Origin of the sequence: Novosphingobium oxfordense (assembly GCF_044029435.1) — a bacterium.
In the GTDB taxonomy this organism is placed as follows: Bacteria; Pseudomonadota; Alphaproteobacteria; order Sphingomonadales; family Sphingomonadaceae; genus Novosphingobium.
Window position 1 is genome coordinate 3,079,974 of sequence record NZ_CP147005.1, and the last position, 21,323, is coordinate 3,101,296.

22 protein-coding genes are annotated in these 21,323 nt (G+C 65.1%); 8 read left to right on the forward strand and 14 right to left on the reverse strand.

From position 1 onward, the window contains the following. Positions 1–2: 2 nt before the first annotated feature. The 4 genes from WBP07_RS14605 to WBP07_RS14620 form a co-directional block, all read right to left on the reverse strand. On the reverse strand, positions 3–413 hold the full coding sequence (locus WBP07_RS14605; RefSeq protein WP_395392133.1) for a hypothetical protein: 411 nt from the start codon (positions 411–413) through the stop codon (positions 3–5). A gap of 127 nt (positions 414–540) precedes the next feature. Next, complete coding sequence (locus WBP07_RS14610; protein WP_395392134.1) at positions 541–840, reverse strand: hypothetical protein; 300 nt, start codon at positions 838–840, stop codon at positions 541–543. Positions 841–871: 31 nt separating this feature from the next. Then, a complete protein-coding gene (locus tag WBP07_RS14615; RefSeq protein ID WP_395392136.1) occupies positions 872–1,153 on the reverse strand; it encodes a hypothetical protein in 282 nt (93 codons plus the stop codon). A gap of 243 nt (positions 1,154–1,396) precedes the next feature. After that, positions 1,397–2,953, reverse strand: coding sequence for a L,D-transpeptidase family protein (locus tag WBP07_RS14620; RefSeq protein ID WP_395392137.1), 1,557 nt, complete (start codon positions 2,951–2,953; stop codon positions 1,397–1,399). Positions 2,954–3,156: 203 nt separating this feature from the next. Here WBP07_RS14620 and WBP07_RS14625 point away from each other — a divergent pair, with 203 nt between their 5' ends. The 3 genes from WBP07_RS14625 to WBP07_RS14635 all read left to right on the forward strand — a co-directional run bounded on the left by WBP07_RS14625 (position 3,157) and on the right by WBP07_RS14635 (position 7,831). Then, a complete protein-coding gene (locus tag WBP07_RS14625) occupies positions 3,157–4,011 on the forward strand; it encodes a DMT family transporter (RefSeq protein WP_395392139.1) in 855 nt (284 codons plus the stop codon). Between the two features lie 173 nt (positions 4,012–4,184). Further along, positions 4,185–6,857: an aconitate hydratase AcnA gene (acnA, locus tag WBP07_RS14630; RefSeq protein ID WP_395392141.1), complete on the forward strand. Its 2,673-nt coding sequence runs from the start codon at positions 4,185–4,187 to the stop codon at positions 6,855–6,857. 488 nt (positions 6,858–7,345) lie between these two features. Beyond that, positions 7,346–7,831, forward strand: coding sequence for a hypothetical protein (locus WBP07_RS14635; protein WP_395392143.1), 486 nt, complete (start codon positions 7,346–7,348; stop codon positions 7,829–7,831). Between the two features lie 499 nt (positions 7,832–8,330). Here WBP07_RS14635 and ruvB read toward each other — a convergent pair whose 3' ends face one another. The 7 genes from ruvB to WBP07_RS14670 form a co-directional block, all read right to left on the reverse strand. Beyond that, positions 8,331–9,368 (reverse strand): Holliday junction branch migration DNA helicase RuvB, encoded by a 1,038-nt coding sequence (ruvB, locus tag WBP07_RS14640; protein ID WP_395392145.1) that lies wholly within the window; start codon positions 9,366–9,368, stop codon positions 8,331–8,333. Beyond that, positions 9,369–9,779, reverse strand: a complete 411-nt coding sequence (locus WBP07_RS14645) for a hypothetical protein (protein ID WP_395392146.1) — start codon at positions 9,777–9,779, stop codon at positions 9,369–9,371. Beyond that, the gene (gene ruvA, locus WBP07_RS14650; RefSeq protein ID WP_395392148.1) at positions 9,776–10,384 is read right to left on the reverse strand and encodes a Holliday junction branch migration protein RuvA; all 609 of its coding nucleotides are present in this window, start codon (positions 10,382–10,384) and stop codon (positions 9,776–9,778) included. Before ruvA ends, WBP07_RS14645 begins: the two co-directional genes overlap by 4 nt. Positions 10,385–10,438: 54 nt before the next feature. Further along, positions 10,439–10,948 carry a nucleoside deaminase gene (locus WBP07_RS14655; RefSeq protein ID WP_395392150.1) on the reverse strand — a complete coding sequence of 170 codons (510 nt, stop codon included), beginning with the start codon at positions 10,946–10,948 and terminating at the stop codon, positions 10,439–10,441. Positions 10,949–10,968: 20 nt separating this feature from the next. Continuing rightward, positions 10,969–11,445 (reverse strand): crossover junction endodeoxyribonuclease RuvC, encoded by a 477-nt coding sequence (ruvC, locus tag WBP07_RS14660; protein WP_147220699.1) that lies wholly within the window; start codon positions 11,443–11,445, stop codon positions 10,969–10,971. Between the two features lie 4 nt (positions 11,446–11,449). Beyond that, on the reverse strand, positions 11,450–11,914 hold the full coding sequence (locus WBP07_RS14665; RefSeq protein ID WP_395392152.1) for a hypothetical protein: 465 nt from the start codon (positions 11,912–11,914) through the stop codon (positions 11,450–11,452). A 116-nt stretch (positions 11,915–12,030) separates the two neighbouring features. After that, positions 12,031–12,795: a YebC/PmpR family DNA-binding transcriptional regulator gene (locus WBP07_RS14670; RefSeq protein ID WP_132468669.1), complete on the reverse strand. Its 765-nt coding sequence runs from the start codon at positions 12,793–12,795 to the stop codon at positions 12,031–12,033. A gap of 181 nt (positions 12,796–12,976) precedes the next feature. Between WBP07_RS14670 and WBP07_RS14675 the strand changes: the two genes are divergently transcribed. Then, entirely contained in the window at positions 12,977–13,708 is a 732-nt protein-coding gene (locus WBP07_RS14675; protein WP_395392154.1) for a type II CAAX prenyl endopeptidase Rce1 family protein, read from the forward strand. A 67-nt stretch (positions 13,709–13,775) separates the two neighbouring features. On the opposite strand, the gene WBP07_RS14680 is transcribed toward WBP07_RS14675, so the two are convergent. Next, complete coding sequence (locus WBP07_RS14680) at positions 13,776–14,012, reverse strand: DUF2312 domain-containing protein (RefSeq protein ID WP_142636167.1); 237 nt, start codon at positions 14,010–14,012, stop codon at positions 13,776–13,778. Between the two features lie 267 nt (positions 14,013–14,279). Between WBP07_RS14680 and sugE the strand changes: the two genes are divergently transcribed. Beyond that, complete coding sequence (gene sugE / locus WBP07_RS14685) at positions 14,280–14,597, forward strand: quaternary ammonium compound efflux SMR transporter SugE (protein WP_395392155.1); 318 nt, start codon at positions 14,280–14,282, stop codon at positions 14,595–14,597. 185 nt (positions 14,598–14,782) lie between these two features. Here the strand turns inward: sugE and WBP07_RS14690 are convergent, their stop codons facing one another. Beyond that, positions 14,783–15,094: a DUF1244 domain-containing protein gene (locus tag WBP07_RS14690; RefSeq protein ID WP_395392157.1), complete on the reverse strand. Its 312-nt coding sequence runs from the start codon at positions 15,092–15,094 to the stop codon at positions 14,783–14,785. A 77-nt stretch (positions 15,095–15,171) separates the two neighbouring features. Here WBP07_RS14690 and pyk point away from each other — a divergent pair, with 77 nt between their 5' ends. Next, positions 15,172–16,656, forward strand: coding sequence for a pyruvate kinase (gene pyk, locus WBP07_RS14695; protein WP_395392158.1), 1,485 nt, complete (start codon positions 15,172–15,174; stop codon positions 16,654–16,656). A 9-nt stretch (positions 16,657–16,665) separates the two neighbouring features. Next, entirely contained in the window at positions 16,666–17,295 is a 630-nt protein-coding gene (locus tag WBP07_RS14700) for a LysE family translocator (protein WP_395392160.1), read from the forward strand. 287 nt (positions 17,296–17,582) lie between these two features. Here the strand turns inward: WBP07_RS14700 and WBP07_RS14705 are convergent, their stop codons facing one another. Next, on the reverse strand, positions 17,583–19,190 hold the full coding sequence (locus tag WBP07_RS14705) for a M20/M25/M40 family metallo-hydrolase (RefSeq protein WP_395392162.1): 1,608 nt from the start codon (positions 19,188–19,190) through the stop codon (positions 17,583–17,585). A gap of 174 nt (positions 19,191–19,364) precedes the next feature. Between WBP07_RS14705 and WBP07_RS14710 the strand changes: the two genes are divergently transcribed. After that, positions 19,365–21,119 (forward strand): cation:proton antiporter, encoded by a 1,755-nt coding sequence (locus WBP07_RS14710; protein ID WP_395392163.1) that lies wholly within the window; start codon positions 19,365–19,367, stop codon positions 21,117–21,119. Positions 21,120–21,323: the final 204 nt, after the last annotated feature.

Sequence of the window (21,323 nt, forward strand, 5' to 3'; positions counted from 1 at the left end):
TCTTACCGGAAGAAGCTGAGCACTTCGCCATCCACGAGGATTTCGTTCGGGAAGCCAGACGACGACGGAACGACTTTCACAGGTGCTTGCGGAGCTTCCCGCTCATCGATCGGCCAAAGCCAAAGGCGCCCCTGCTCTACCGTTATGCGCACCTTGTAAGGTTTGTACTGCCCCAGGTAACGACCACGATCGAAAATCAGGACCCGTTGCCCGCCGTGGATGGAACAGTCATCGCACACGGGGGCAAGTTTGTAGCGATAGTCGTAGACGGTGAACTCGCGCTCCCGCACGCCCAGAGTGCCGATTTTCCGGACAGATAGGCTGTCATGAAGGCAATCGACCGAGCCGGAGAAATCACCCGCAATCAGAGCAGGCCGAAGCCCCTTCAGACATTCGTCCGCCTGCGCTGTCATGGGTATCCCGCTAAGGGCGATCACGCCTGACGCCAAGAGCAGCCGATTTGTGATTAGTCCCATGGAAGATGGTTATCATCTGTCCAAACGCTCCACAGCACGGAATATTCGCAATGACGCCAGTGCCCTATCCAAGCCGATAAGGCGTCGGATCCCCGCGCTCGCTAATCAGCATCCGGCGCGCTTCCTTGCGCAGGCGCAGGGAGGCCGCTTCGCGCGTCTCTTCGCCCAGCATTTCGGGGAAGCCGTGGAGCGCGGCTTCGAAACCATGCTCGATCAGGGCATCGAGAACCGGCGTCTCATCCGCCTCGAACGCGCGGGCCAGCAGCTTCAGGGTGCGAACGGTCTCGCGAAATTCGAAATCGGTGAGGCGCCCCGATTCGAACTCTTCCTTGCGCAGCAATGCACGCCGCAAATCCCAGACCATCGCCGCACTCCCATTAGAGGCGAGCGACGGCTTAGCTCTCCCCGCGGTCGAAGGAAACCGGCACCGCCAGACGGAACGGCAGATCGGGAGAAGCGATGCGCGATTCGCTGCCATTATCGTGGATCAGCACGGCGCGGCCCACGCCCGGCGTCGCCACCACAGCCACCACGCTGTCCACCCATTCGTGCAACAGCGCCTTGGCGCGGGCCAGTTCGGCTTCGGCGCGGGTGGTGGTGCCCGATGCTTCCAGCTCGGCTTCGAGTTCGACGATCCGGGCGGTCGCCTCGCCGATGCGGTCGGTGTTCTCGCTCATGATCGGGTTCCTCGGCAGATTACGTCCGCCTAGGTGGCCACCCGTGCCGGGCTAGGCAAGGCCGGAGTTCCGCCAATCGCCCGCGCGTTGAGTGGGGCGAACGCGCTCATCGTAGCCGTGATGAACCGACGGCACCGGCCCACTCCCCCTCCCGACCTGCCACAACAGTGTATCCTGGATGGGAGGTCGGGTGGGGGAGTGGGCCGGTGCCGTCAAAATCCGCCTGCGGCGGATTTTCGAAGGTTACAGCGGGTTGTCCAGCTTGATGACTTCTTCCTCGCTCGCGCGCTGGGTGGTCTTCAGCTGACGCGGCGCGGCGAAGGCATCGAGCACCGGCTTGTCGCGGCCATAGATGTCGTTGAACGCCATCAGCTGTCCGTCGATCGAACGCGCGAAGGTGAAGTAGGCGATGTAGACCGGGAAGGTCCGCGTCATTTCCACCTTGGTGTACTGGCCCGAACGCGAGATGTCGGCCGCCTCGGTCGCGGTCTTCTGCGCGCCCAGGATCGCCATCGTCATGCCCAGTTCCACCGCGCGCTCGGTGCGGATGCAGCCATGGCTGAACGCGCGCACATCGGCGTTGAAGTACTGCTTCGACGGGGTGTCGTGCAGGTAGATCGCGTGCGGGTTGGGCATGTCGATCTTCATCAGGCCCAGCGAATTGCTCGGCCCCGGCTGCTGGACGACAGTGATCACGCCATCCGCGCTCTTGGTCGCCTTGTAGCCGGCCGACTTCGCCCAGCCCGGATTGTTCAGCACTTTCGCGCCAAGGCCTTCGCCCTTCACGATCGACTGCGGCACCGTCCAGGTGGGGTTGAACACAACCGCCGTCACCGTTTCGGCCAGCTGCGGCGTCGCGGTGCGGCCGGGCTTGCCGACTACGGTCTTGTAGCTGCGGATGATCCGGTTCTTCACCACCAGGCGAAGCTGGAATTCCGGCACGTTGGTCATCAAATAGACGTCGCCCAGATCGCGGGCGAGCCAGCGCCAGCGGTCCATGTTGGCCTGGATCAGCGCGCGCTTCGCCTTGTCGGTCACCGGCGTGGCGTTGTACGCGGCCTTCAACGCGGCATAGTCCGGGTTCGTCGGCGCCAGCTTGTCGACGACGCCGGCCACGTCATGGTCCGAAAGCGCCTGCGCCATGATCTGCGCGGTGGGCATCACGTCCTGATCGGGATCGACCGCGAACCACTGCACGCGCGCCGTCATCGGCGTGCGGCCGTCGCGAAGATCCTCGATCAGCCAACCGAACACGCGGCTGGCCAGGGTGTCGAGTTCGTCGCCCTCGCCCTTGGCGATCGCGGCCTTCAGCGCGGCGGGCTGATAGTCGGCCGGGATCAGGCCTTCCTTGCCGATATAGCCGATGGTCTGGAGCAGCGCCTTGGCGTCCGCCAGCGACCACGACATGACCGGCTCCGCCAGCAGGGCATCGTGGCCCGCCGCGGGAAGCGGAATGACCGGAGGCGTACCGCTGCTCGTTGCCGTCGGCGTCTTGGCCGGCGTGCCCGTCGGTGTCGAAGTCGGGACCGAGGTCGGCGTCGAAGACGGGGTGGCCTTGGGCGCCGTCACCTTGGGCTGCGTCGTCACCTTGGGCTGCGTGGTCGCGGCCGGCTGCGAGGTGGCCTGCGCGGCGGGCAGGATCGAGGTCGGCGTGGAAAGCGTCTTCTTCGCCTTGGCCGCGCTGGCCGAGGTGTCCGTCTTGGTAGTGTCCGTCTTCTGGGCCACTACCGGCTGCGCCACCAGCCCCGTTGCCGCGACAACCGCCAGCACGCTGCAACCGAACCGCATCAAACTCGCCATCTTGTCCTGAACCTGCCTGTCATCGTGCAAGGAGTAACGCAGCCGCAGAAAGCCGGCTGCCGGATAAATCCGCTTTGCCCCCATATAGTGCCTTGTTCAAGGATTTCGCCTGACCCTGCGATGAATTGCTTGCTTCGCCGATTGCAGGCGACGACAGGCGAACTGTCATGCATGCGCCCGCGCCCTCCCCTCGTTCGCAAACGATGCCGGTACTGGCCGTGGTGGCCGGCATCGCCACCTTCAGCATGATGGACGCCACGATCAAGGGCGCTTCGCTGGCTGTGGGCGTCTATACGGCGCTGCTGCTGCGCAATCTTTTCGGCACCTTGATGACCTTCCCGCTCTGGCTGGCGGCCGGCCGTCCCAAGCCGACGCGCGCGGCGCTGGCAGTGCACATGCAGCGCGCAGCGATCACTTCGGCGATGGCTGCACTCTTTTTCTATGGCCTTGCACGAATTCCTATGGCCGAGGGAATTGCCCTTTCCTTCGTCTCGCCGATCATCGCGCTCTACTTTGCGGCGCTGCTTCTGGGCGAAACGATCCGGCCGCAGGCGGTAATCGCCTCGCTGCTCGGCGTGGTCGGCGTGGTGGTGATCCTGGCCGGAAAGCTGGGCGGGGGGGCGTATTCGGACCAAGCCTTGACCGGCACCGTGGCGGTCCTGCTCTCCTCCCTGTTCTATGCGGTGAACCTCGTGCTCCAGCGCAAGCAGGCCCTGCTGGCCAAGCCGGTGGAAGTGGCGATGTTCCAGAACCTTGGCGTAACCTTGATTTTCCTGGTTTTTTCGCCGTGGCTGACGGTCGTTCCCGATCCCCGCAGCCTGGGCTTCATCGTGGCCGGCGCCGCCTTGGCCACATCCGCATTGCTGTTCCTTTCATGGGGTTACGCCCGTGCCGAGACGCAAGTGCTGCTGCCGATCGAATATACCGGCTTCCTTTGGGCCGCGCTGCTGGGCTGGCTGATGTTCGGAGAGCGGCTGGGCATCGCCACTGTTGCAGGCACATTGCTGATCGTTGTCGGCTGCTGGATCGGTGCAAGAAACGCAACTCAAGCATCGTAGGTCAGTACCCAGCCCCCCTTGACCTTATGGTCCGGAACGCGCATCGGCGGGGCCGCAGACTCCGCTTTGTCGCGATGCAGCACGGCGATCCTTTTCGGGACCTGGCCAGTTCGGTTCCGTAAGGGGGCCGTGCTATTGGCGGCAGGCTCCATACAGAAGGGGATAATACCCAAATGACCCAGGTCGGACAGGATACGCTCGGTACCCGCAGCACCATGACCGTCGGCGGCAAGCAGGTCGCCTACTACTCGCTCAAGAAAGCTTCCGAGAAGCTTGGCGACATCAGCCGCCTGCCTTTCTCGATGAAGGTGCTGCTGGAAAACCTGCTGCGCTTCGAAGACGGCGGCTTCACCGTCTCGACCGATCACGTCCAGGCGGTGGTCGACTGGCAGAAGAACCCCACCACCGGTGAGGAAATCCAGTACCGCCCGGCGCGCGTTCTGCTTCAGGACTTCACCGGCGTGCCCTGCGTGGTCGACCTTGCCGCGATGCGCGACGCGATCGCCAAGCTCGGCGGCGACACCAGCAAGATCAACCCGCTGGTCCCCGTCAACCTCGTCATCGACCACTCGGTCATGGTCGACGAATTCGGTCACCCCAAGGCGTTCGAAGAGAACGTGGAGATCGAATATCAGCGCAACATGGAGCGCTACGACTTCCTCAAGTGGGGCTCCAAGTCGCTTGCCAACTTCTACGCGGTTCCCCCGGGCACCGGCATCTGCCACCAGGTGAACCTGGAAAACATCGCCAAGTCGGTGTGGACCAGCGAAGACCAGAACGGTGAAACGGTTGCCTATCCCGACACTTGCGTCGGCACCGACAGCCACACCACCATGGTCAACGGCCTGGGCGTGCTGGGCTGGGGCGTCGGCGGCATCGAGGCGGAAGCCGCGATGCTCGGCCAGCCGGTCTCCATGCTGATCCCCGAAGTCGTCGGCTTCAAGTTCACGGGCGAGCTGAAGGAAGGCGTCACCGCCACCGACCTCGTGCTGACCTGCACCTCGATGCTGCGCAAGCACGGCGTCGTCGGCCGCTTCGTCGAATACTTCGGCCCCGGCCTTGCCTCGCTGTCGCTGGCCGATCGTGCGACGCTGGCCAACATGGCCCCCGAATACGGCGCCACCTGCGGCTTCTTCGGCATCGACGACAAGACGCTCGACTACCTGCGCCTCACCGGCCGCGAGGAAGAGCAGATCGCCCTCGTCGAAGCCTACGCCAAGGAACAGGGCTTCTGGATGGAAGCCGGCGCTGCCGATCCGATCTTCTCGTCCACCCTCGAACTCGACATTTCGACCGTCGTGCCCTCGCTGGCCGGCCCGAAGCGTCCGCAGGACTGGGTTGCCCTTCCCGACGTCGACGACGTGTTCAACAAGGACATGGCCGAGACCTACAAGAAGTCGGCCCAGCGCGTCCCCGTCGAAGGCAAGGACTTCGACATCGGTGACGGCGACGTCATGATCGCCGCCATCACCAGCTGCACCAACACCTCGAACCCGAGCGTGCTGGTCGCCGCCGGCCTCGTCGCCAAGAAGGCCGACGAGCTGGGCCTGAAGCCCAAGCCCTGGGTCAAGACCTCGCTCGCGCCCGGTTCGCAGGTCGTCACCGACTACCTGAACAAGGCCGGCCTGCAGTCGCACCTCGACAACATCGGCTTCAACCTGGTCGGTTACGGCTGCACCACCTGCATCGGCAACTCGGGCCCGCTCGCCGAACCGATCTCGAAGGCGATCAACGAGAACGGCCTGGTCGCCAGCGCCGTGATCTCGGGCAACCGCAACTTCGAAGGCCGCGTCTCGCCGGACGTGCGCGCGAACTTCCTGGCCTCGCCGCCGCTGGTTGTTGCCTACGCTCTGAAGGGCACCGTGGTGGAAGACTTCACCACCACCCCGATCGGCGTCAGCAAGGACGGCAACGACGTGTTCCTGAAGGACATCTGGCCGACCAACCTGGAAGTTTCGGAAACCATGGCAACCTGCATGGACCGCCCGATGTTCCAGGCCCGCTATGCCGACGTCTACAAGGGCGACAAGCACTGGCAGGCGATCAACGTCGTCGGTTCGGAAACCTACTCGTGGCGCGCCGGTTCGACCTATGTCGCCAACCCGCCGTACTTCGAAGGTCTCGAAATGACCCCGGCGCCGGTGAACGACATCATCGAGGCGAAGCCGCTGCTGATCCTCGGCGATTCGATCACCACCGACCACATCTCGCCGGCCGGCTCGATCAAGGCCGACAGCCCGGCGGGCCAGTGGCTGATGGAGCACCAGGTCGCCAAGGCGGACTTCAACTCCTACGGTTCGCGCCGTGGTCACCACGAAGTCATGATGCGCGGCACTTTCGCCAACATCCGCATCCGCAACGAAATGGTCCCCGGCATCGAAGGCGGCATGAGCCGCTTCGGTGAAGAGGTTCTGCCGGTCTACGACGTGGCGCAGAAGTACAAGGCTGAGGGCACGCCCATGGTGGTCGTGGCCGGCAAGGAGTACGGCACCGGTTCGTCGCGCGACTGGGCGGCGAAGGGCACCAACCTGCTCGGCGTCCGCGCCGTGATCGTCGAGAGCTTCGAGCGTATTCACCGTTCGAATCTGGTCGGCATGGGCGTGCTGCCGCTGCAGTTCAAGGACGGCGACACCCGCCAGACCCTGGGCCTGACCGGCGACGACGCCTTCACGATCAAGGGCGTTGCCAGCCTCAAGCCGCGCCAGGACGTGGAAGTGGAAGTGACCCGTCCGGACGGCTCGACCTTCACCTTCACCGCGCTGTGCCGCATCGATACCGCCAACGAAGTGGAATACTTCAACAACGGCGGCATCCTGCAGTACGTGCTGCGCAAGCTGGCCGCCTAAACCCGGCCAGCCTTACCGGCTCAAGAAGGAAGCCCCGTCCCGCCTCGTGCGGGGCGGGGTTTTTTCTTTCAGGATGGCCGGTTTTTCAAACTCCGCAAACCCAAAGCTCGCGCCCACGCCTCGCCCCCAACACCTCTCACCGTCGCCCCCGCGAAGGCGGGGGCCCCGCTTACTTCTACGCACATCGGACCAGATAAGCGGGATCCCGCCTGCACGAGGATGACAGGCAGGAGGACGGATCCGCCCCCGAAAACCACACACGAAAAAGGGGTGAGCGCCCCCCGACGCTCACCCCTTTCTCCAGGCTGGCCGCCTTGCGGCGGCTCTCGCCCGGCCCGCGCCCTCAGGCGGATCTTTTGTTCGCGAACCGCTGGCGGCCGATAACGGCAGCGGCGGCGGCTCCGAACAGGATCAGCATGGGCGGCGCGGGGACATCGTGCGGAGGCGGTGGTGGCTTACCGCCAGACCCGCCCGATGTAGACGAACTGGTGCTGGACGAAGTGGACGACGACGTCGAACTGGACGTCGATGTGGACGAAGACGTCGACGAGGATGTCGAAGACGACGTGGACGACGACGTGCTGGTGCTCGACGTGACGTTGCCCGAACTGGACGTGCTGGTGGAAACGTCACCCGAAGTCGATGTGGTGGAGGTGATTCCGCCCGTGGTCGTCGTCGAAGTGAGGCCACCGGTCGTGGTCGTGGAAGTCAGCCCCCCCGTCGAACTGGACGAGGAAGTCGAGCCGCCACTGGAACTGGAGCTGGACCCACCGGAAGAGGTCGACGTCGAACCGCCGGTGGAGGTGGAACTGATGACGACGTTGCCGCCGCTAGAACCGCCGCCGCCACCGAAGAAGCCGCCGAAGAAACCACCGCCGAAGCCCCCGCTCGAACCGCCGCCGCCGATCACGACCGGCGCTGCGCTGCCGCCACCGGAAACTACGGGTGCAGCGACCGGCGCCGGCGGAACATAAGCCGGCAGCGCAGACGCGAACACCGGATCGGCACGGGGAATTTCGCGGCGGGCGCGGACCGGCTCACGCTCGGGCACGCGGGGCGGAATGACGCGGCGCGCAGGCTTCCTGGTGACCTTCGCCACCTTGGCCTGCTTCAGCTTGTGATACTCCACGCCGCTTGCTTGCGTTTCGGCAACGTGGACTGCGCCACCGCCGATGATCGCGCACCCAGCCGCACAGGCAGAGAGTTTCGCCAAGGCCATCCGAACCGACATAACGCTTCTCTTCGCTCCCTCGGGACCTCCCGACAGCGACGGACGTCGCATGAGACCACTTGCCACTACAAAACGCAGAGAGCGGTTAAGGGAACAATGCCGTTAACACCGTTTCGTGCCTTCGAAAGGGTTAAATTCGGCCGGTTTTGACGATTGAAATCAGGACTGTACCGAAGCGGGACTGTTGTAAGCCGGGTTTGTAAACCGTGCCGACATTCTGGCTGCCCGAATCCGGTTTCGCCCTAGTCCGGTTGCGAATCGAAAAGGCCGCCTTGCGGCCCTTGCTGCTGCGGTGGGGTCATGCCCAGATGGGCCCAGCCGCGATCGTTCAGGCAACGCCCCCGCGCCGTGCGCGCGATAAGGCCAAGCTGGATCAGATAGGGCTCGATCACTTCCTCGATCGTGTCGCGCGGCTCAGAAAGCCCCGCCGCCAGCGTCTCCACGCCGACCGGGCCGCCCTTGTAGATATCCGCAATCATCCGCAGATAGCGCCTGTCCTGCGCGTCGAGGCCGATCGAATCGACCTCCAGCCGCGTCAGCGCATCGTCGGCAATCTCGCGCGAGATCACGTCCGATCCGGCGACATGGGCAAAGTCGCGCACGCGGCGCATCAGCCGCCCGGCCACGCGCGGGGTGCCGCGCGAACGGCGGGCAATCTCGGTCGCGCCGCCCTTGTCCATGCCGATGCCCAGCAGGTTGGCACCGCGCGTGACGACCTTTTCCAGCTCCTCCACGGTGTAGAACTGCAGGCGTACCGGAATACCGAAGCGGTCGCGCAGCGGGGTCTGGAGCAGGCCTTGCCGCGTCGTCGCACCCACCAGCGTGAACGGCGGCAGGTCGATCCGCACCGAACGCGCCGAAGGCCCTTCACCGATGATGAGGTCCAACGCACGGTCCTCCATCGCCGGATAGAGCACTTCCTCCACCACGGGATTGAGACGGTGGATCTCGTCGATGAACAGCACGTCGCCGTGCTCAAGATTGGTCAGCAGCGCCGCTAGATCGCCGGCCTTGGCGATCACCGGGCCGCTGGTGGCGCGGAAACCCACGCCCAGTTCGCGCGCGACGATCTGCGCCAGCGTCGTCTTGCCAAGGCCGGGAGGGCCGAAGAACAGCGTATGATCCATCGCCTCGCGCCGCGACTTGGCGCTTTCGATGAACACGCGAAGATTGTCCTTCGCCGCCGCCTGCCCGACGAATTCGGCCAAAGTTTTCGGCCTCAACGCCGCATCGGCGTCCTCTGGCTGACGGGAGGAGGTGAGGATGGGATTATCGGTCATTCAACATTCTTCAACTGCGCCGACACCGGTCGTATCGCTCCACCATTTGCGATCACGGCAACGGGGGTTCCCCTGCACGGCGCCATGCATGGCATGGGTAGCGTGACGAAGCGCCTGCCTGGCGGAGTTCGGTTTGAAAAAGCGGCGAAAACCCTGCCGGAAATCAATAAAGCAAAGCCAGCCATCCTCGTACTCAAGATAGTCGCCGCACCCAAGCAGGAAGCGGAAACCATCCACGTGCAACACGGAACACCAGCCCCAATCTTCAGCAAAGGGTTCCGCCGCCGCAATTCCGGACTGGCGGATGCCATTCACAAGAAAGGCGATGACTTCCTCGCCGGAAGGTTCAGTTTCCGGCGAAACGGACTTGGCATAGTCCGCCCGAAATTCGAGGTGGGTGCGACCAATCACCCAGCCGCCCTCTTCAGCGCAACGCGGACTAGATCGTTCAGCCCCGCATCCTCGCCCAGTTCCTCGACAGCCTTGCCCACCGCCATGCTGGCGACGGCCGGTTTGAAGCCCAGGTTCTGAAGCGCGGATACGGCATCCGCGCTGGAATTGCCCGCAGGTGCAGCCACAGCGGCAATCCCCGGCGCGCCGGGCACGGTGGGCATGCCGCCCGCCTTGTCCTTCAATTCGTTGACGATGCGGCTGGCCAGCTTCGGCCCAACACCATTTGCGCGCGCGACCATGGCGGAATCGCCGCCGGCGCAAGCGCGCTGCAATTCCTCGGTCGTCAGTGCCGAAAGGATCGCCAGCGCCACTTTCGATCCCACGCCCTGCACCGCCGTCAGCAGACGGAACCAGTTGCGCTCCGCCCCGCTGGTGAAGCCGATCAGGCGCTGATCGGTCTCGCTGACCTGCATCTCGGTATGGACGACCACCTTGTCGCCCCGGATGCCGAGATGATCGAGCGTGCGCGCCGAACAGTGGACGAGATAACCCACCCCGTTCACGTCGATAATGGCCCAATCCGGGCCGGTGTCGTCGAGCAGACCTGTGAGCTTGGCGATCATGGTTTGTTCCTATGGCAGGAACATTCCCGCCACGCCAGCCCCCGTCAACAGCGGTTACGTGTTTGCTTGTTGATCCTCCGGCACATCGTCCCACGGCCGGTAGTAGAGCGCCGCGCAATCCCGGGCCATCACGCCGCCGGTCAGCGAGAGGTCGTCCTTGAAGGCATCGGCCACGAAGTCGAAGGTGGAGAGGTGGCGTGCCTCGAAATACATCGGATGCACGTCATCTCGCCCAGCGCCATAGACGATGCGGCTGATGCCGGCCCAGATCGCCGCCATCGTGCACATGCCGCAGGGCTGGAGCGTGGAATAGAGCGTCGCGCCTTCGATCCGCATCGATCCCAACGCCTTGCCGGCGGCGCGAAAGGCTTCGATCTCGGCATGGGCGGTGGCGTCGCAGCATTCCTGCGTGCGGTTGACGCCCGAAGCGATCAGGCGGCCGTCCCGCACCACCAGCGCGGCGATGGGGGTGGCGGCGGGATCGATGCCTTTCTCCCGCACCGCAAGGCGGATCGCGTCCGCCATCCAGGCTTCGTCCCGATCCTCATGAGCGCGCGCGTCCATGGCATGAACAACGCGGGCGACTAGCGATGGCTGCCCAGCATGTTGGCGTGGGTGATGGCAACGGCCAGCGCGTCCGAGGCATCCTCGCCCGCCAGTTTCACGCCGGGCAGCAAGACTTTCAGCATGTGCTGGATCTGCTTCTTGTCGGCCCCGCCTGTACCCACCAGCGCCTTCTTGATGACCTTGGTGGAATACTCGGCCACCGGCAGCCCGGCGCGCGCGATCGACAGCATGGCGACGCCGCGCGCCTGCCCCAGCTTCAGCGTGGACTGTGGGTTCACGTTGACGAAGACTTCCTCCACCGCGCCGGCATCGGGGCGATGGAGCAGGATCACGTCGGTCAGCGCGGCGTCCAGCTCCACCAGACGCTCGGCCATGCCGGCCTTGGCGTCGGTGCGGATCTGCCCGTTGGCGACATGGCTGAGGCGGCTGCCGCTCTTGGCGACGATGCCCCAGCCGGTGCAGGTGAGCCCCGGATCGAGGCCGATGATGATCATGTTGTCAGTACCACATGTCGAAGGGGCCGTTCTCTTCCTCGGCCCCGGCACGTTCCAGCACCAGACGCGCGTCGAGATCGTGAACCGAGCGGCCGGGACAGTTCAATGTCGACACCGCGCGCTCGCCCTTCGGCCCTTCCAGCACAGCGATGCCCGAATAGGTGCGGCCGGGGTTGTCGGTCAGATTGCCGTCCATCCCTTCGAACACGACATAGTGGAAACGGCCATTGGTCAGGCGGACATGGCGTTGATAGCCATTGCCCTGCCCGCGCACGTCGCCCTGATGGATGTTGGACCAGTCCGGCCGGCTGACAAGATCGAGATCCGCCTTGCCATGCGGCCCGAAGCGGTAGTGCACCGCCGCGCCATCGGTGCAGAGCGAACCGACGCCGCGTGGGAAGACGCAGGAATAGAGCACCTTCTCATCCGCCGCGCAGTGATTGGCGACGGCCGGGCCCGATCGCCCCACACCGCTTTTGGCTCCACTTTCGGCAATCGCCGGCCCAGCCGGCGCGAACGCCAGCCAGGCAGCCCCCAGCGCGGCAAAAGCCAGCGCCGGGGTCGCGATGCCGACGGGAAAGCTGGTCAGCCCAGCTTCTCCATCACTTCGTCCGAGATTTCGTAGTTGCCCCAGACGGTCTGAACGTCGTCGTCGTCTTCCAGGGTGTCGACCAGCTTCATCAGCGTGCCGGCAGTGTCGGCATCGACGTCGACCGTGAGGTTGGGCTTCCACGCCAGCTTCACGCCCTCGGCTTCGCCAAGGACCTTTTCCAGTTCGCGGGCGACTTCGTGCAGCGAATCGACCGAAACCCAGATCTGGTGGCTGCCCGGGTTCTCGTCGCCATCGCCCATATCGCTCTCGACATCGTCGGCGCCGGCTTCGATCGCGGCTTCGAGGACCTTGTCCTCGTCACCCACGCTGGCGGGATACTCGATCAGGCCGAGGCGTTCGAAACCGTGCGAAACCGCGCCCGAGGCGCCAAGGTTGCCGCCGTTCTTGGAGAAGGCGGTGCGCACGTTGGTGGCGGTGCGGTTGCGGTTGTCGGTCAGCGCCTCGACGATGAGGGCAACGCCGCCGGGGCCGTAGCCTTCGTAGCGCACTTCCTCGTAGTTCTCCGCATCGCCCTTGCTGGCCTTGTCGATCGCGCGCTGGATGTTGTCCTTGGGCATCGACTGCGCCTTGGCCGCGTTGACGGCGGCGCGCAGGCGCGGGTTCATGTCAGGATCGGGCATGCCCATCTTGGCGGCGACGGTGATTTCGCGGCTGAGCTTGCTGAACTGTGCCGAGCGCTTCTTGTCCTGCGCACCCTTGCGATGCATGATGTTCTTGAATTTGGAATGGCCTGCCATGGGTCCGCTCTTGCTTCGCTCGTCTGCCTGCCTGCGGACTGGTCCGCGAGGCCCGGAGAATGAGGTCCGGTGAATGATGTGCGGGCGGCCTTACAACAGGCCGGCACCCAAGGGCAACCGCCCGTTCCGGTCCCCGCACCGCACAACGAATTCTCAATCAAGGCCGGGTTAGCAGAGGGACATGGCCACCCGTATCGACACCGCCGCCACGCCCCACGCTTTCAACCGCGCGCTCAGCCTGCTGCGCGAACTGCCCGCGTTCCTGCTGCGGCCCGCCGTCCTGATGCCCATCGGCCTGCGCCGGCGGGAGGGCTGGGCGGCGCTGGGCGCGATGGAAGTGCTCCATGTCGCCGGGCTGATGCTGGTGGTGCTGCCGCTGATCGGGCTCTGGCAACAGGCCATGCACCTGCCGACACCCGATGCGTTCGACAAGCTGCCGTCGGGCTGGCTACTGCCCTTCACGGTGCTGATCGCACCGCTGGCCGAGGAGATAGTGTTCCGTGGCTGGCAGACCGGGCGGCCCCGTGCGCTATGGCTGCTTGCCTGCGCGATGCTGTTCGCTGGTCTGGTTATCTTTGCGAAAGCGATCGCCCCAATGGCGCTGATCGCCCTGCTAGTGGCGCTTGCCGTCGCCGCGCTGGGCGGGTGGGTCCTTCTGCGCAAGCGGCATACGGGATCGCTCTATCGCGCAGCCTATCCAGGAATATTCTGGATCGTGGCGCTGCTGTTCGCCGGCGTTCACCTGTCGAACTATCCCAGCGTATCGGCACTCATGCTGCCGATGGTGCTGCCGCAGCTATGGGCCGCGCTGATGCTGGGCTTCACCCGCCAGCGGATCGGCCTGCATGCCGCGATCCTTCAGCACGCCGGCGCCAATGCGGCGACCATGCTGCTGGTGCATCTGGGCGGTTAGAATTGGATTTTTGAGTAAGCCGCTTGCCGCCGAAACGGGCGAATGCCCGTTTCGGCTGGAGCAAACATCAATCGATGCCGAGCGCCGTCTTGTAGGTGTCCAGCAGCATGTCCATCTCGCGACGGTCATCGGGCTTCATCTTACGGATGCGCACGATCTGGCGCATGATCTTGACGTCGTAGCCCACGGCCTTGGCTTCGTTATAAACGTCGCGGATATCGTCGCCGATGCCCTTCTTCTCTTCTTCGAGGCGCTCAACGCGTTCAATGAGAAGGCGCAGGCGATCGTCGGTGGTTTCGGCCATCGGGTAAAGCTCCGGAATATATCGTGATGAATCTGATTGGCGGGCGCTGATAGCGGCTCCCGGGGATTCGGGCAAAGCGGGGGGCTGTGGAAATCCTGTGCCTAACCCGGGATAACTGCGGGATAAGTTCCCGCCGGTTGCCTCGCCTGTCCCGGCTGGCTATCTGGCCCTTGCGGCGACCACGTTCCCGTCTCCCCCCTTCATCACCGGGCGGAGGTTCAAGACCGGGACGGCCCGGCAACCACGTAAAGGAGGTTGCCCGCAGTCGTGTCCTGGATCGTTCTCACCATCGCCGGCCTGTTCGAAGTCGTCTGGGCCTCCGCCATGAAGCAGTCGGAAGGTTTCACCCGCCTGTGGCCCAGCGTGATCACGATCACCGCCATGTTCGCCAGTTTCGCGCTGCTGGCCTGGGCGATGAAGCGACTGCCGCTGGGCACGGCCTACATGGTCTGGACCGGAATCGGCGCGCTGGGCGCCTTTGCCGTGGGCATCGCCTTCCTGGGCGAATCGGCCAGCCCCCTGCGCCTTGCCGCCGCCGGACTGATCCTGGCGGGGCTGGTGATGATGAAGCTGGCCAGTTCCTGAAGAGTCCTTTGAAAAATGCCCGAATGGACATTTTTGCGCGGCACCAGCCCGCTCCCCCACCCGACCGCCCATCAGGATACACTCGTGGGAGGTCGGGTGGGGGAGCGGGCTGGTGCCGCAAAATTCGCCTTCAGCGAATTTTCAAACAGACCCGTAATTTGTCTGACAGATCGCGCGGCGGCGCGTCAGTGCGTGCCGCCGTTCTTCTTCAGGCTTTCTTCCATGCGGGCAAGCTGTTCAGGCGTCGCCTCGCTCTGGAACTTCGCCTTCCACTCGTCGAACGGCATGCCGTGGATCACTTCGCGCGCGGCGGCCTTGTCGCCTTCAAAACCAGCGTCACGGATCCAGTCGGCCAGGCAATTGCGGCAGAATCCGGCCAATCCCATCAGGTCTATGTTTTCGGCATCGTGGCGCTGCTGCAAGTGCTTGACGAGGCGCCGGAAGGCCGCTGCCGCTGCCGCGTCATCAAGAGCGTCTATAGAGTTGTTTTCGTGCATGGCGCGTCGCTTGGTCCTTGGTTTGTCCGACAGCCTTTGCCATAGGTCGCACCGATACAGGAAGAGGCACACTGACCTTGGCAACTACTCCCCCGTTCCGCCGTTCGCCCCACCATCGCGGCATCAAGCGCCAGCGCAAGGTCAAGATCCTTGCCACGCTCGGGCCGGCGAGCCGCGACAAGGAAACCATCGAGAAGCTGCTGAAAGCCGGCGCCGATGCATTCCGCGTCAACATGAGCCACGGCGATCACGACACGCACCGCGAAACCATCGCCAACATCCGCGCGGTGGAAAAGGATTCGATGCGCCCCATCGCCATCCTGTGCGACCTTCAGGGCCCCAAGCTGCGCGTGGGCACGTTTGCCGAGGGCAAGGCCTTCCTGCGCCACGGCGCGCACTTCACGCTCGATCGCGATCCCACCCCGGGTGACGAAAACCGAGTCTGCCTGCCCCACCCCGAACTGTTCGGCATCCTGCAGAACGGCGAGCGCCTGCTGATCGACGATGGCAAGCTGCGCCTGGTCGTCATCAAGGCCGATGCCGACAGCATCCTGTGTACCGTCGAAGTGGGCGGCGCGATTTCCGACCGCAAGGGCGTGAACGTGCCTGACGCCATCGTCCCTGTGCCGGCGCTGACCGACAAGGATCGCCGCGACCTGGCTTTCGCCGTGGACCAGGGCGCCGACTGGATCGGCCTGTCCTTCGTTCAGCGTCCCGAGGACGTGGCCGAAGCCCGCCGCCTGATCGGCGGAGCCTGCGCGCTGATGTCGAAGATCGAAAAGCCCGCCGCCGTGCAGGCGATCGACGGGATCATCGAACTGTCGGACGGCATCATGGTCGCCCGCGGCGATCTGGGCGTCGAACTGCTGCCTGAGGAAGTGCCCCCGATCCAGAAGCACATCGTCGCCAAGACCCGCGCCAGCGGCAAGCCGGTGGTCGTGGCCACGCAGATGCTGGAATCGATGATCACCAGCCCCTCGCCCACCCGCGCCGAAGTGTCCGACGTTGCCAACGCGGTCTATGACGGTGCCGACGCGGTGATGCTCTCGGCCGAGACCGCAGCGGGCCAGTGGCCGGTGGAAGCGGTGACGATCATGGACCGCATCGCCGTGAAGGTCGAAACCGATTCGACCTATCGTGAGCGTATCCACCTGGCCGCCACCCCGCCCGATCCGACGACGGCCGACGCGCTCTCCGCTTCCTGCGCGACGATTGCCGATACCCTGCCGATCGAAGGCATCATCGTCTTCACCGGCTCGGGCGGCTCGGCCCGTCGCGTGGCGCGTGAACGTCCTGCCGCGCCGATGCTGGTGCTCACGCCGACGCTGGCCACCGCCCGCCGCCTCGCGCTGCTGTGGGGCGCGCACACGGTGACCACCAAGGACATCGGCAGCTTCGAAGAGATGATCGCCAAAGGCAAGCGCATGGCCCTGCGCCACGGCTTCGGAGCCGCCGGCACCCGTCTCGTTGCCCTTGCCGGCGTGCCGTTCGGCGTGCCCGGCTCCACCAACCTGCTTCATGTCGTCACCCTGACCGGCAACGAGCTGGACACCCCAAACTAAGGAAAGACGATGGCGCTTCACACCCTCTGGATCTACGCCGTCGCGGTCTTCCTGCTGAGCGCGACGCCGGGCCCGAACATGCTCCACGTGCTTTCGCGCAGCGTGGAACTGGGTGTGAAGCGCACTTTGGCCACCATGGTGGGCTGCCTGCTGGGCCTCGTGACGCTGCTGACCGCCTCCGCCGTGGGCCTGGGCGCCCTGCTACACGCGCTGCCGGGTACCTTCACCGCGCTGCGCATTGCCGGCGCCGGCTACCTGCTGTTCCTGGCGGTAAAGGCCTGGCGCGCGCCGGTGAGCGAGGACGATGCCGAAACGTCGGCAGTCCGGCCCGAAGTCTCCTGGCTGGCGCTGTTCCGGGGCGGCTATGCGATCTCGATCAGCAATCCCAAGGCGATCGTCTTCGCCGCCGCCTTCCTGCCGCAGTTCATCGACCCGGCCCGCCCGCAGGCGCCGCAGTTCGCCATTCTGGTGGCAGTCTTCGCGGTGATCGAGGCGTTCTGGTACTCGGTCTACGCCGGCAGCGGCCGTGCGCTCTCCCGCCACCTCGGCCGCGCCGGGGTGAAGCGGGTGTTCAACCGGCTGACCGGCGGGCTGTTCGCGGGCTTTGGCCTGTCTCTGCTGGCGTTCCGCGCGGCTTGATCAAGTCGCGAGTTCGATCCGCAGCACCACCTACCCCAGGGTACTCGTAGCCCCCGCGAAGGCGGGGACGACGGGGAATTTTCAGGCCGCGTAAGGTAGAGCGGATCGCCCCGCTGGCGTAACCGCGCGAATGCCATGCCCGTCCTCCCCTGCAAGGGGAGGAGGATCGCCCGAAGGATGGTGGAGGGAATTCGCCATCAGCGCCAGCGCCGCTTGAGGCCGCCAATCCCCTCCGTCAGCCGCGTTGCGGCTGCCACCTCCCCGAACCGGGGAGGACAGTTCACCCCTTAGTTGTCGTCCGGATCCTGCACCTTGAACGGATCCGCCTTGCCCGGCTTCAGCGGCAGCGGCGGACGCGGCAGTTCGACCTCCGAGTTGGCCGCCTGCCACAACATCCCCGCCATGATCGTCGCGGCCTGACGGATATCGTCCACCTTCATGTGATCGACGGTATCGATGCTCGAATGGTGCACGCGGCTGCCGTAATCGAGCGGATCCTGCACGAACTGGTAAGCCGGAAGCCCTACCGCCTGCATGTACTGGTGATCCGTGCCGCCGGTCCTGCCCGCAACCACATCGGTCGCGCCCATGGAGGCGAAGGGCTTCAGCCACTTCTGCAGCGTCGGGATCGCGGCGATGTTGCCCTCGCCATAGATGCCGCGGATCTTGCCCGATCCGTTGTCGAGGTTGAAATAGGCCTTCATTTCCGAATAGCCCGGCTTGGTGGTGATCGGCCACGCTGCGGTCCACTGCGCCATGCGGTCGAGCCCCGCGACATTGGGATCCAGCCCGCGCGTGGCCATGTGCTGTTCGATATAGGCGATCGAGCCGAGCAGGCCCTGCTCCTCGCCCGACCACAGCGCGAAGCGGATGGTACGGCGGGGCCTCGGCATCTTGGCCAGGATACGCGCGGCCTCCATAACCACCACGCTGCCCGCGCCGTTGTCGCTGGCGCCATCGGCGGCGATCCAGCTGTCGAAGTGCCCGCCTGCCATCACATAGCCCGCCTTGGGATCGCGGCCCGGAATGTCGGCAATGACGTTGGCGTCGTCCAGATTGGTGCGGTCGAACCGCGCGGCGATGGCCATTTCCATCGTCGGCGCTTTCCCGGTCACTTCCAACCGCGCGAGGCGGCGGTAGTCTTCCGCCGCCAGTTCCATGAACGGCAGCGCCAGCCCCTGATCGGGCGAAAGGTTGTAACCCTCCCCATGGAGCAGCCCGCCGTCGCGATAGCTGATCCGGACCATGCCCACCGCGCCTTCGGACTTCAGGAATTCCGAAAGCTCCTTGGCGAACAGCACGCGCTTCACGAAGCGGGCGTCATCGTCGTCCTCGTCCGCCGGCAGGTCGAAGTGGTCCTTCTTGGCGATCTCGGCCGCTTCCAGACGGCGGAAGGCGGGCTTGTCCGGCTCGCTGCCGGTGCCCGGCAGGCTGACCATCACGATCTTGCCCGCCAGCTTGCCGCGCCACGCGTCGAAGTGCTCCTTCTTGCTCATCGGCGCCAGGATCACCGGCGCGCGCAGCATGCCCGAGGTTGCGGGCGACCACGCCACCGGGATCGCCCGCATCACCAGCGGACGGGGCGAGACCATCGATGCAGACCAGGAATCGAGATTCCAGGCCACGCCGAAGCGGAACGGCTCCCGGTGGACGTTGGAAAGGCCGTAGCCGTTGAACTTGGCGATGGCCCAATCGCGCGCCCGCTCGATGTTCTCGGAGTGCGAGAGGCGCGGGCCGATGCCGTCCATCAGTTCCGACGCATTGGCCATGGCCCCGCTATGGCTGAGCCCTTCGGCGATGACCTTGTCGATCTGGGCATCGGTGGACTGCGCCCCGGCCATAGACAGCGGCAGCGTTGCCAGAGCCGCAGCCCCGGCCAGCAAGATTGTGCGCATTCGGATAACCCCCTAGAATCACTTGAATATGGGGTATCTCACTCCCCACAATGCGGCGAAGGAAGCGGGAATGGCGGGCAAGGTCAAGCCATGCCAACGGCGGCCTTACAATTCCTCGTCGAACCCCCTACCCTGACGGCCAGCCGAGAGGCCCGCTGCCCCCGAAAGGACCCGATGCAAGATCATTCCCAGGCATTCCTGTTGCGCGACGGCATGCTGCTGCTCGGCACCGCGCTTGCCTTCGTCCTGCTGTTTCGCCGCCTGGGGCTGGGTGCCACGCTGGGCTACCTGCTGGCGGGCGCGATCCTTGGGCCTTTCATCCTGAACCTGGTCGGCGATCCGGAGAACAAGCTGGGCATTGCCGAATTGGGCATCACGTTCCTGCTGTTCATCGTCGGCCTGGAACTGGCGCCGCGCCGGCTCTGGCGGATGCGGAACGAAATTTTCGGGCTGGGCCTTTTGCAAGTGACGCTTTGCGGCCTTGCGATCACCGCCGTGATCTATTTCTCCACCGGCTTCAGCATTGCCGCCTCGCTGGCGCTGGGCCTGCCGCTAGGCCTGTCCTCCACCGCGCAGGTGCTGCCGCTGCTGCAAAGCGAGGGCCGCCTGCATACCCCGTTCGGCGAACGGTCCTTCGCGATCCTGCTGTTTCAGGACCTGTCGATCATCCCGCTGATCACGATCATTGCGGCGATGAACCGCAATCCGCATCTGCCCGAAGGCCCTCCCGGCTGGATCCTGGTGCTGGAGACGCTGGCCGCCATCGCCGGCCTGATCCTGGCCGGCCGCTTCGTGATCCGCCCGCTGTTCCGCCTGATCGGCAATCTGGGCGAGCGTGAGATGTTCGTGTTCGCCGCGCTGTTCACGGTGATCGCCTCGGCCGCGCTGATGCAGTCGCTGGGCCTTTCCACCGCGCTGGGCGCCTTCGTTGCCGGCGTGATGCTGGCGGACACGCCCTATCGCCATGAGCTTGAAGCCGACGTCGAACCGTTTCGCACCCTGCTGCTGGGCCTGTTCTTCATGTCCGTCGGCATGATGCTGGACCTTTCCGCCATTGCCGAGCGGCCGATGTTCGTCGCCACCATGGCGCTGGCGCTGATCGCGGTGAAGAGCGGCGTGATCTTCCTGATCGGCCTGGCCTTCCGCATGAACTGGCGCAGCGCGCTGGCGCTGGGCCTGCTGCTCAGCCAGGGCGGCGAATTCGGCTTCGTGCTGTTCGCACAGGCCAAGGACGCCTGGTTGGTGGACCCCAGCGCCGCAAGCCTGTTCAGCGCCATCGTCACCCTCTCGATGGTGACCACCCCGTTCCTGATGATGGCGACGGCGCGCATCCGCGAGATGCCGACGAGCAAGGAAACCCGCGAGGGGCCCCGCAAGGATGGCGCGCGTGCGCTGGTGGTCGGCTACGGCCGCTTCGGCCAAACCGTCGCCCAGGTCCTGATCGCCGCCGAGGTCGAAGTGACGCTGATCGACACCGATATCGAGATGATCGACGTTGCCGGCGGCTTCGGCGCGAAAGTCTGGTTCGGGGACGGCACCCGGATCGACCTCTTGCGGCAGGCCGGCGCGGGCGAGGCGAAGATGATCGTCTTCTGCATCGACGGCGACCAGCTTTCCGAAAGCTTCCTGCAAGGCGTTCACGAGGCTTTTCCGGAGGCCCGCATCATGGCCCGCGTCTACGACCGGCGCACGATGATCCGGCTGATGGACGCGCCGGTCACCTTCATGGTGCGCGAAGTGATGGAATCGGCCGTCGCCATGGCGCGCGAGGCATTGGAAGATCTTGGCCTTTCGGGCGAGCAGATCGACAATGCGGAGAATACCTACCGCGCCAGCGACAAGGAACGGCTGTCGATCCAGTACGAAACCGGCGACATCCGCGCCGCGCGGGACCGCATCATCACCCAGGACCTGCGCGACGCGCATTGAGGGAGGTTGATCCTCGTTCCGTTACCCGCCCCACCACAGGCCTGATCGGCACTCTGCGCTGTCAAACAACCACTCCGTCGTCCCCGCGCAGGCGGGGACCCCGCTTGTTCTTTCTTCTCTCGCGCTGTGGATCAAGGAAGCGGGGGCCCCGCCTTTGCGGGGGCGACGGCGTGTTTCGGGCGGTTGGAATTGTTGGCCGCAGCG

What these genes read in the sequence shown, in the direction of transcription:
- WBP07_RS14605 (WP_395392133.1), bottom strand. Translation starts at nt 413, where the DNA reads ATGACAGCGCAGGCGGACGAATGTCTGAAGGGGCTTCGGCCTGCTCTG.
- WBP07_RS14610 (WP_395392134.1), bottom strand. Translation starts at nt 840, where the DNA reads ATGGTCTGGGATTTGCGGCGTGCATTGCTGCGCAAGGAAGAGTTCGAA.
- WBP07_RS14615 (WP_395392136.1), bottom strand. Translation starts at nt 1,153, where the DNA reads ATGAGCGAGAACACCGACCGCATCGGCGAGGCGACCGCCCGGATCGTC.
- WBP07_RS14620 (WP_395392137.1), bottom strand. Translation starts at nt 2,953, where the DNA reads ATGGCGAGTTTGATGCGGTTCGGTTGCAGCGTGCTGGCGGTTGTCGCG.
- WBP07_RS14625 (WP_395392139.1), top strand. Translation starts at nt 3,157, where the DNA reads ATGCCGGTACTGGCCGTGGTGGCCGGCATCGCCACCTTCAGCATGATG.
- acnA (WP_395392141.1), top strand. Translation starts at nt 4,185, where the DNA reads ATGACCCAGGTCGGACAGGATACGCTCGGTACCCGCAGCACCATGACC.
- ruvB (WP_395392145.1), bottom strand. Translation starts at nt 9,368, where the DNA reads ATGACCGATAATCCCATCCTCACCTCCTCCCGTCAGCCAGAGGACGCC.
- ruvA (WP_395392148.1), bottom strand. Translation starts at nt 10,384, where the DNA reads ATGATCGCCAAGCTCACAGGTCTGCTCGACGACACCGGCCCGGATTGG.
- WBP07_RS14655 (WP_395392150.1), bottom strand. Translation starts at nt 10,948, where the DNA reads ATGGACGCGCGCGCTCATGAGGATCGGGACGAAGCCTGGATGGCGGAC.
- ruvC (WP_147220699.1), bottom strand. Translation starts at nt 11,445, where the DNA reads ATGATCATCATCGGCCTCGATCCGGGGCTCACCTGCACCGGCTGGGGC.
- WBP07_RS14670 (WP_132468669.1), bottom strand. Translation starts at nt 12,795, where the DNA reads ATGGCAGGCCATTCCAAATTCAAGAACATCATGCATCGCAAGGGTGCG.
- WBP07_RS14675 (WP_395392154.1), top strand. Translation starts at nt 12,977, where the DNA reads ATGGCCACCCGTATCGACACCGCCGCCACGCCCCACGCTTTCAACCGC.
- WBP07_RS14680 (WP_142636167.1), bottom strand. Translation starts at nt 14,012, where the DNA reads ATGGCCGAAACCACCGACGATCGCCTGCGCCTTCTCATTGAACGCGTT.
- WBP07_RS14690 (WP_395392157.1), bottom strand. Translation starts at nt 15,094, where the DNA reads ATGCACGAAAACAACTCTATAGACGCTCTTGATGACGCGGCAGCGGCA.
- WBP07_RS14700 (WP_395392160.1), top strand. Translation starts at nt 16,666, where the DNA reads ATGGCGCTTCACACCCTCTGGATCTACGCCGTCGCGGTCTTCCTGCTG.
- WBP07_RS14705 (WP_395392162.1), bottom strand. Translation starts at nt 19,190, where the DNA reads ATGCGCACAATCTTGCTGGCCGGGGCTGCGGCTCTGGCAACGCTGCCG.
- WBP07_RS14710 (WP_395392163.1), top strand. Translation starts at nt 19,365, where the DNA reads ATGCAAGATCATTCCCAGGCATTCCTGTTGCGCGACGGCATGCTGCTG.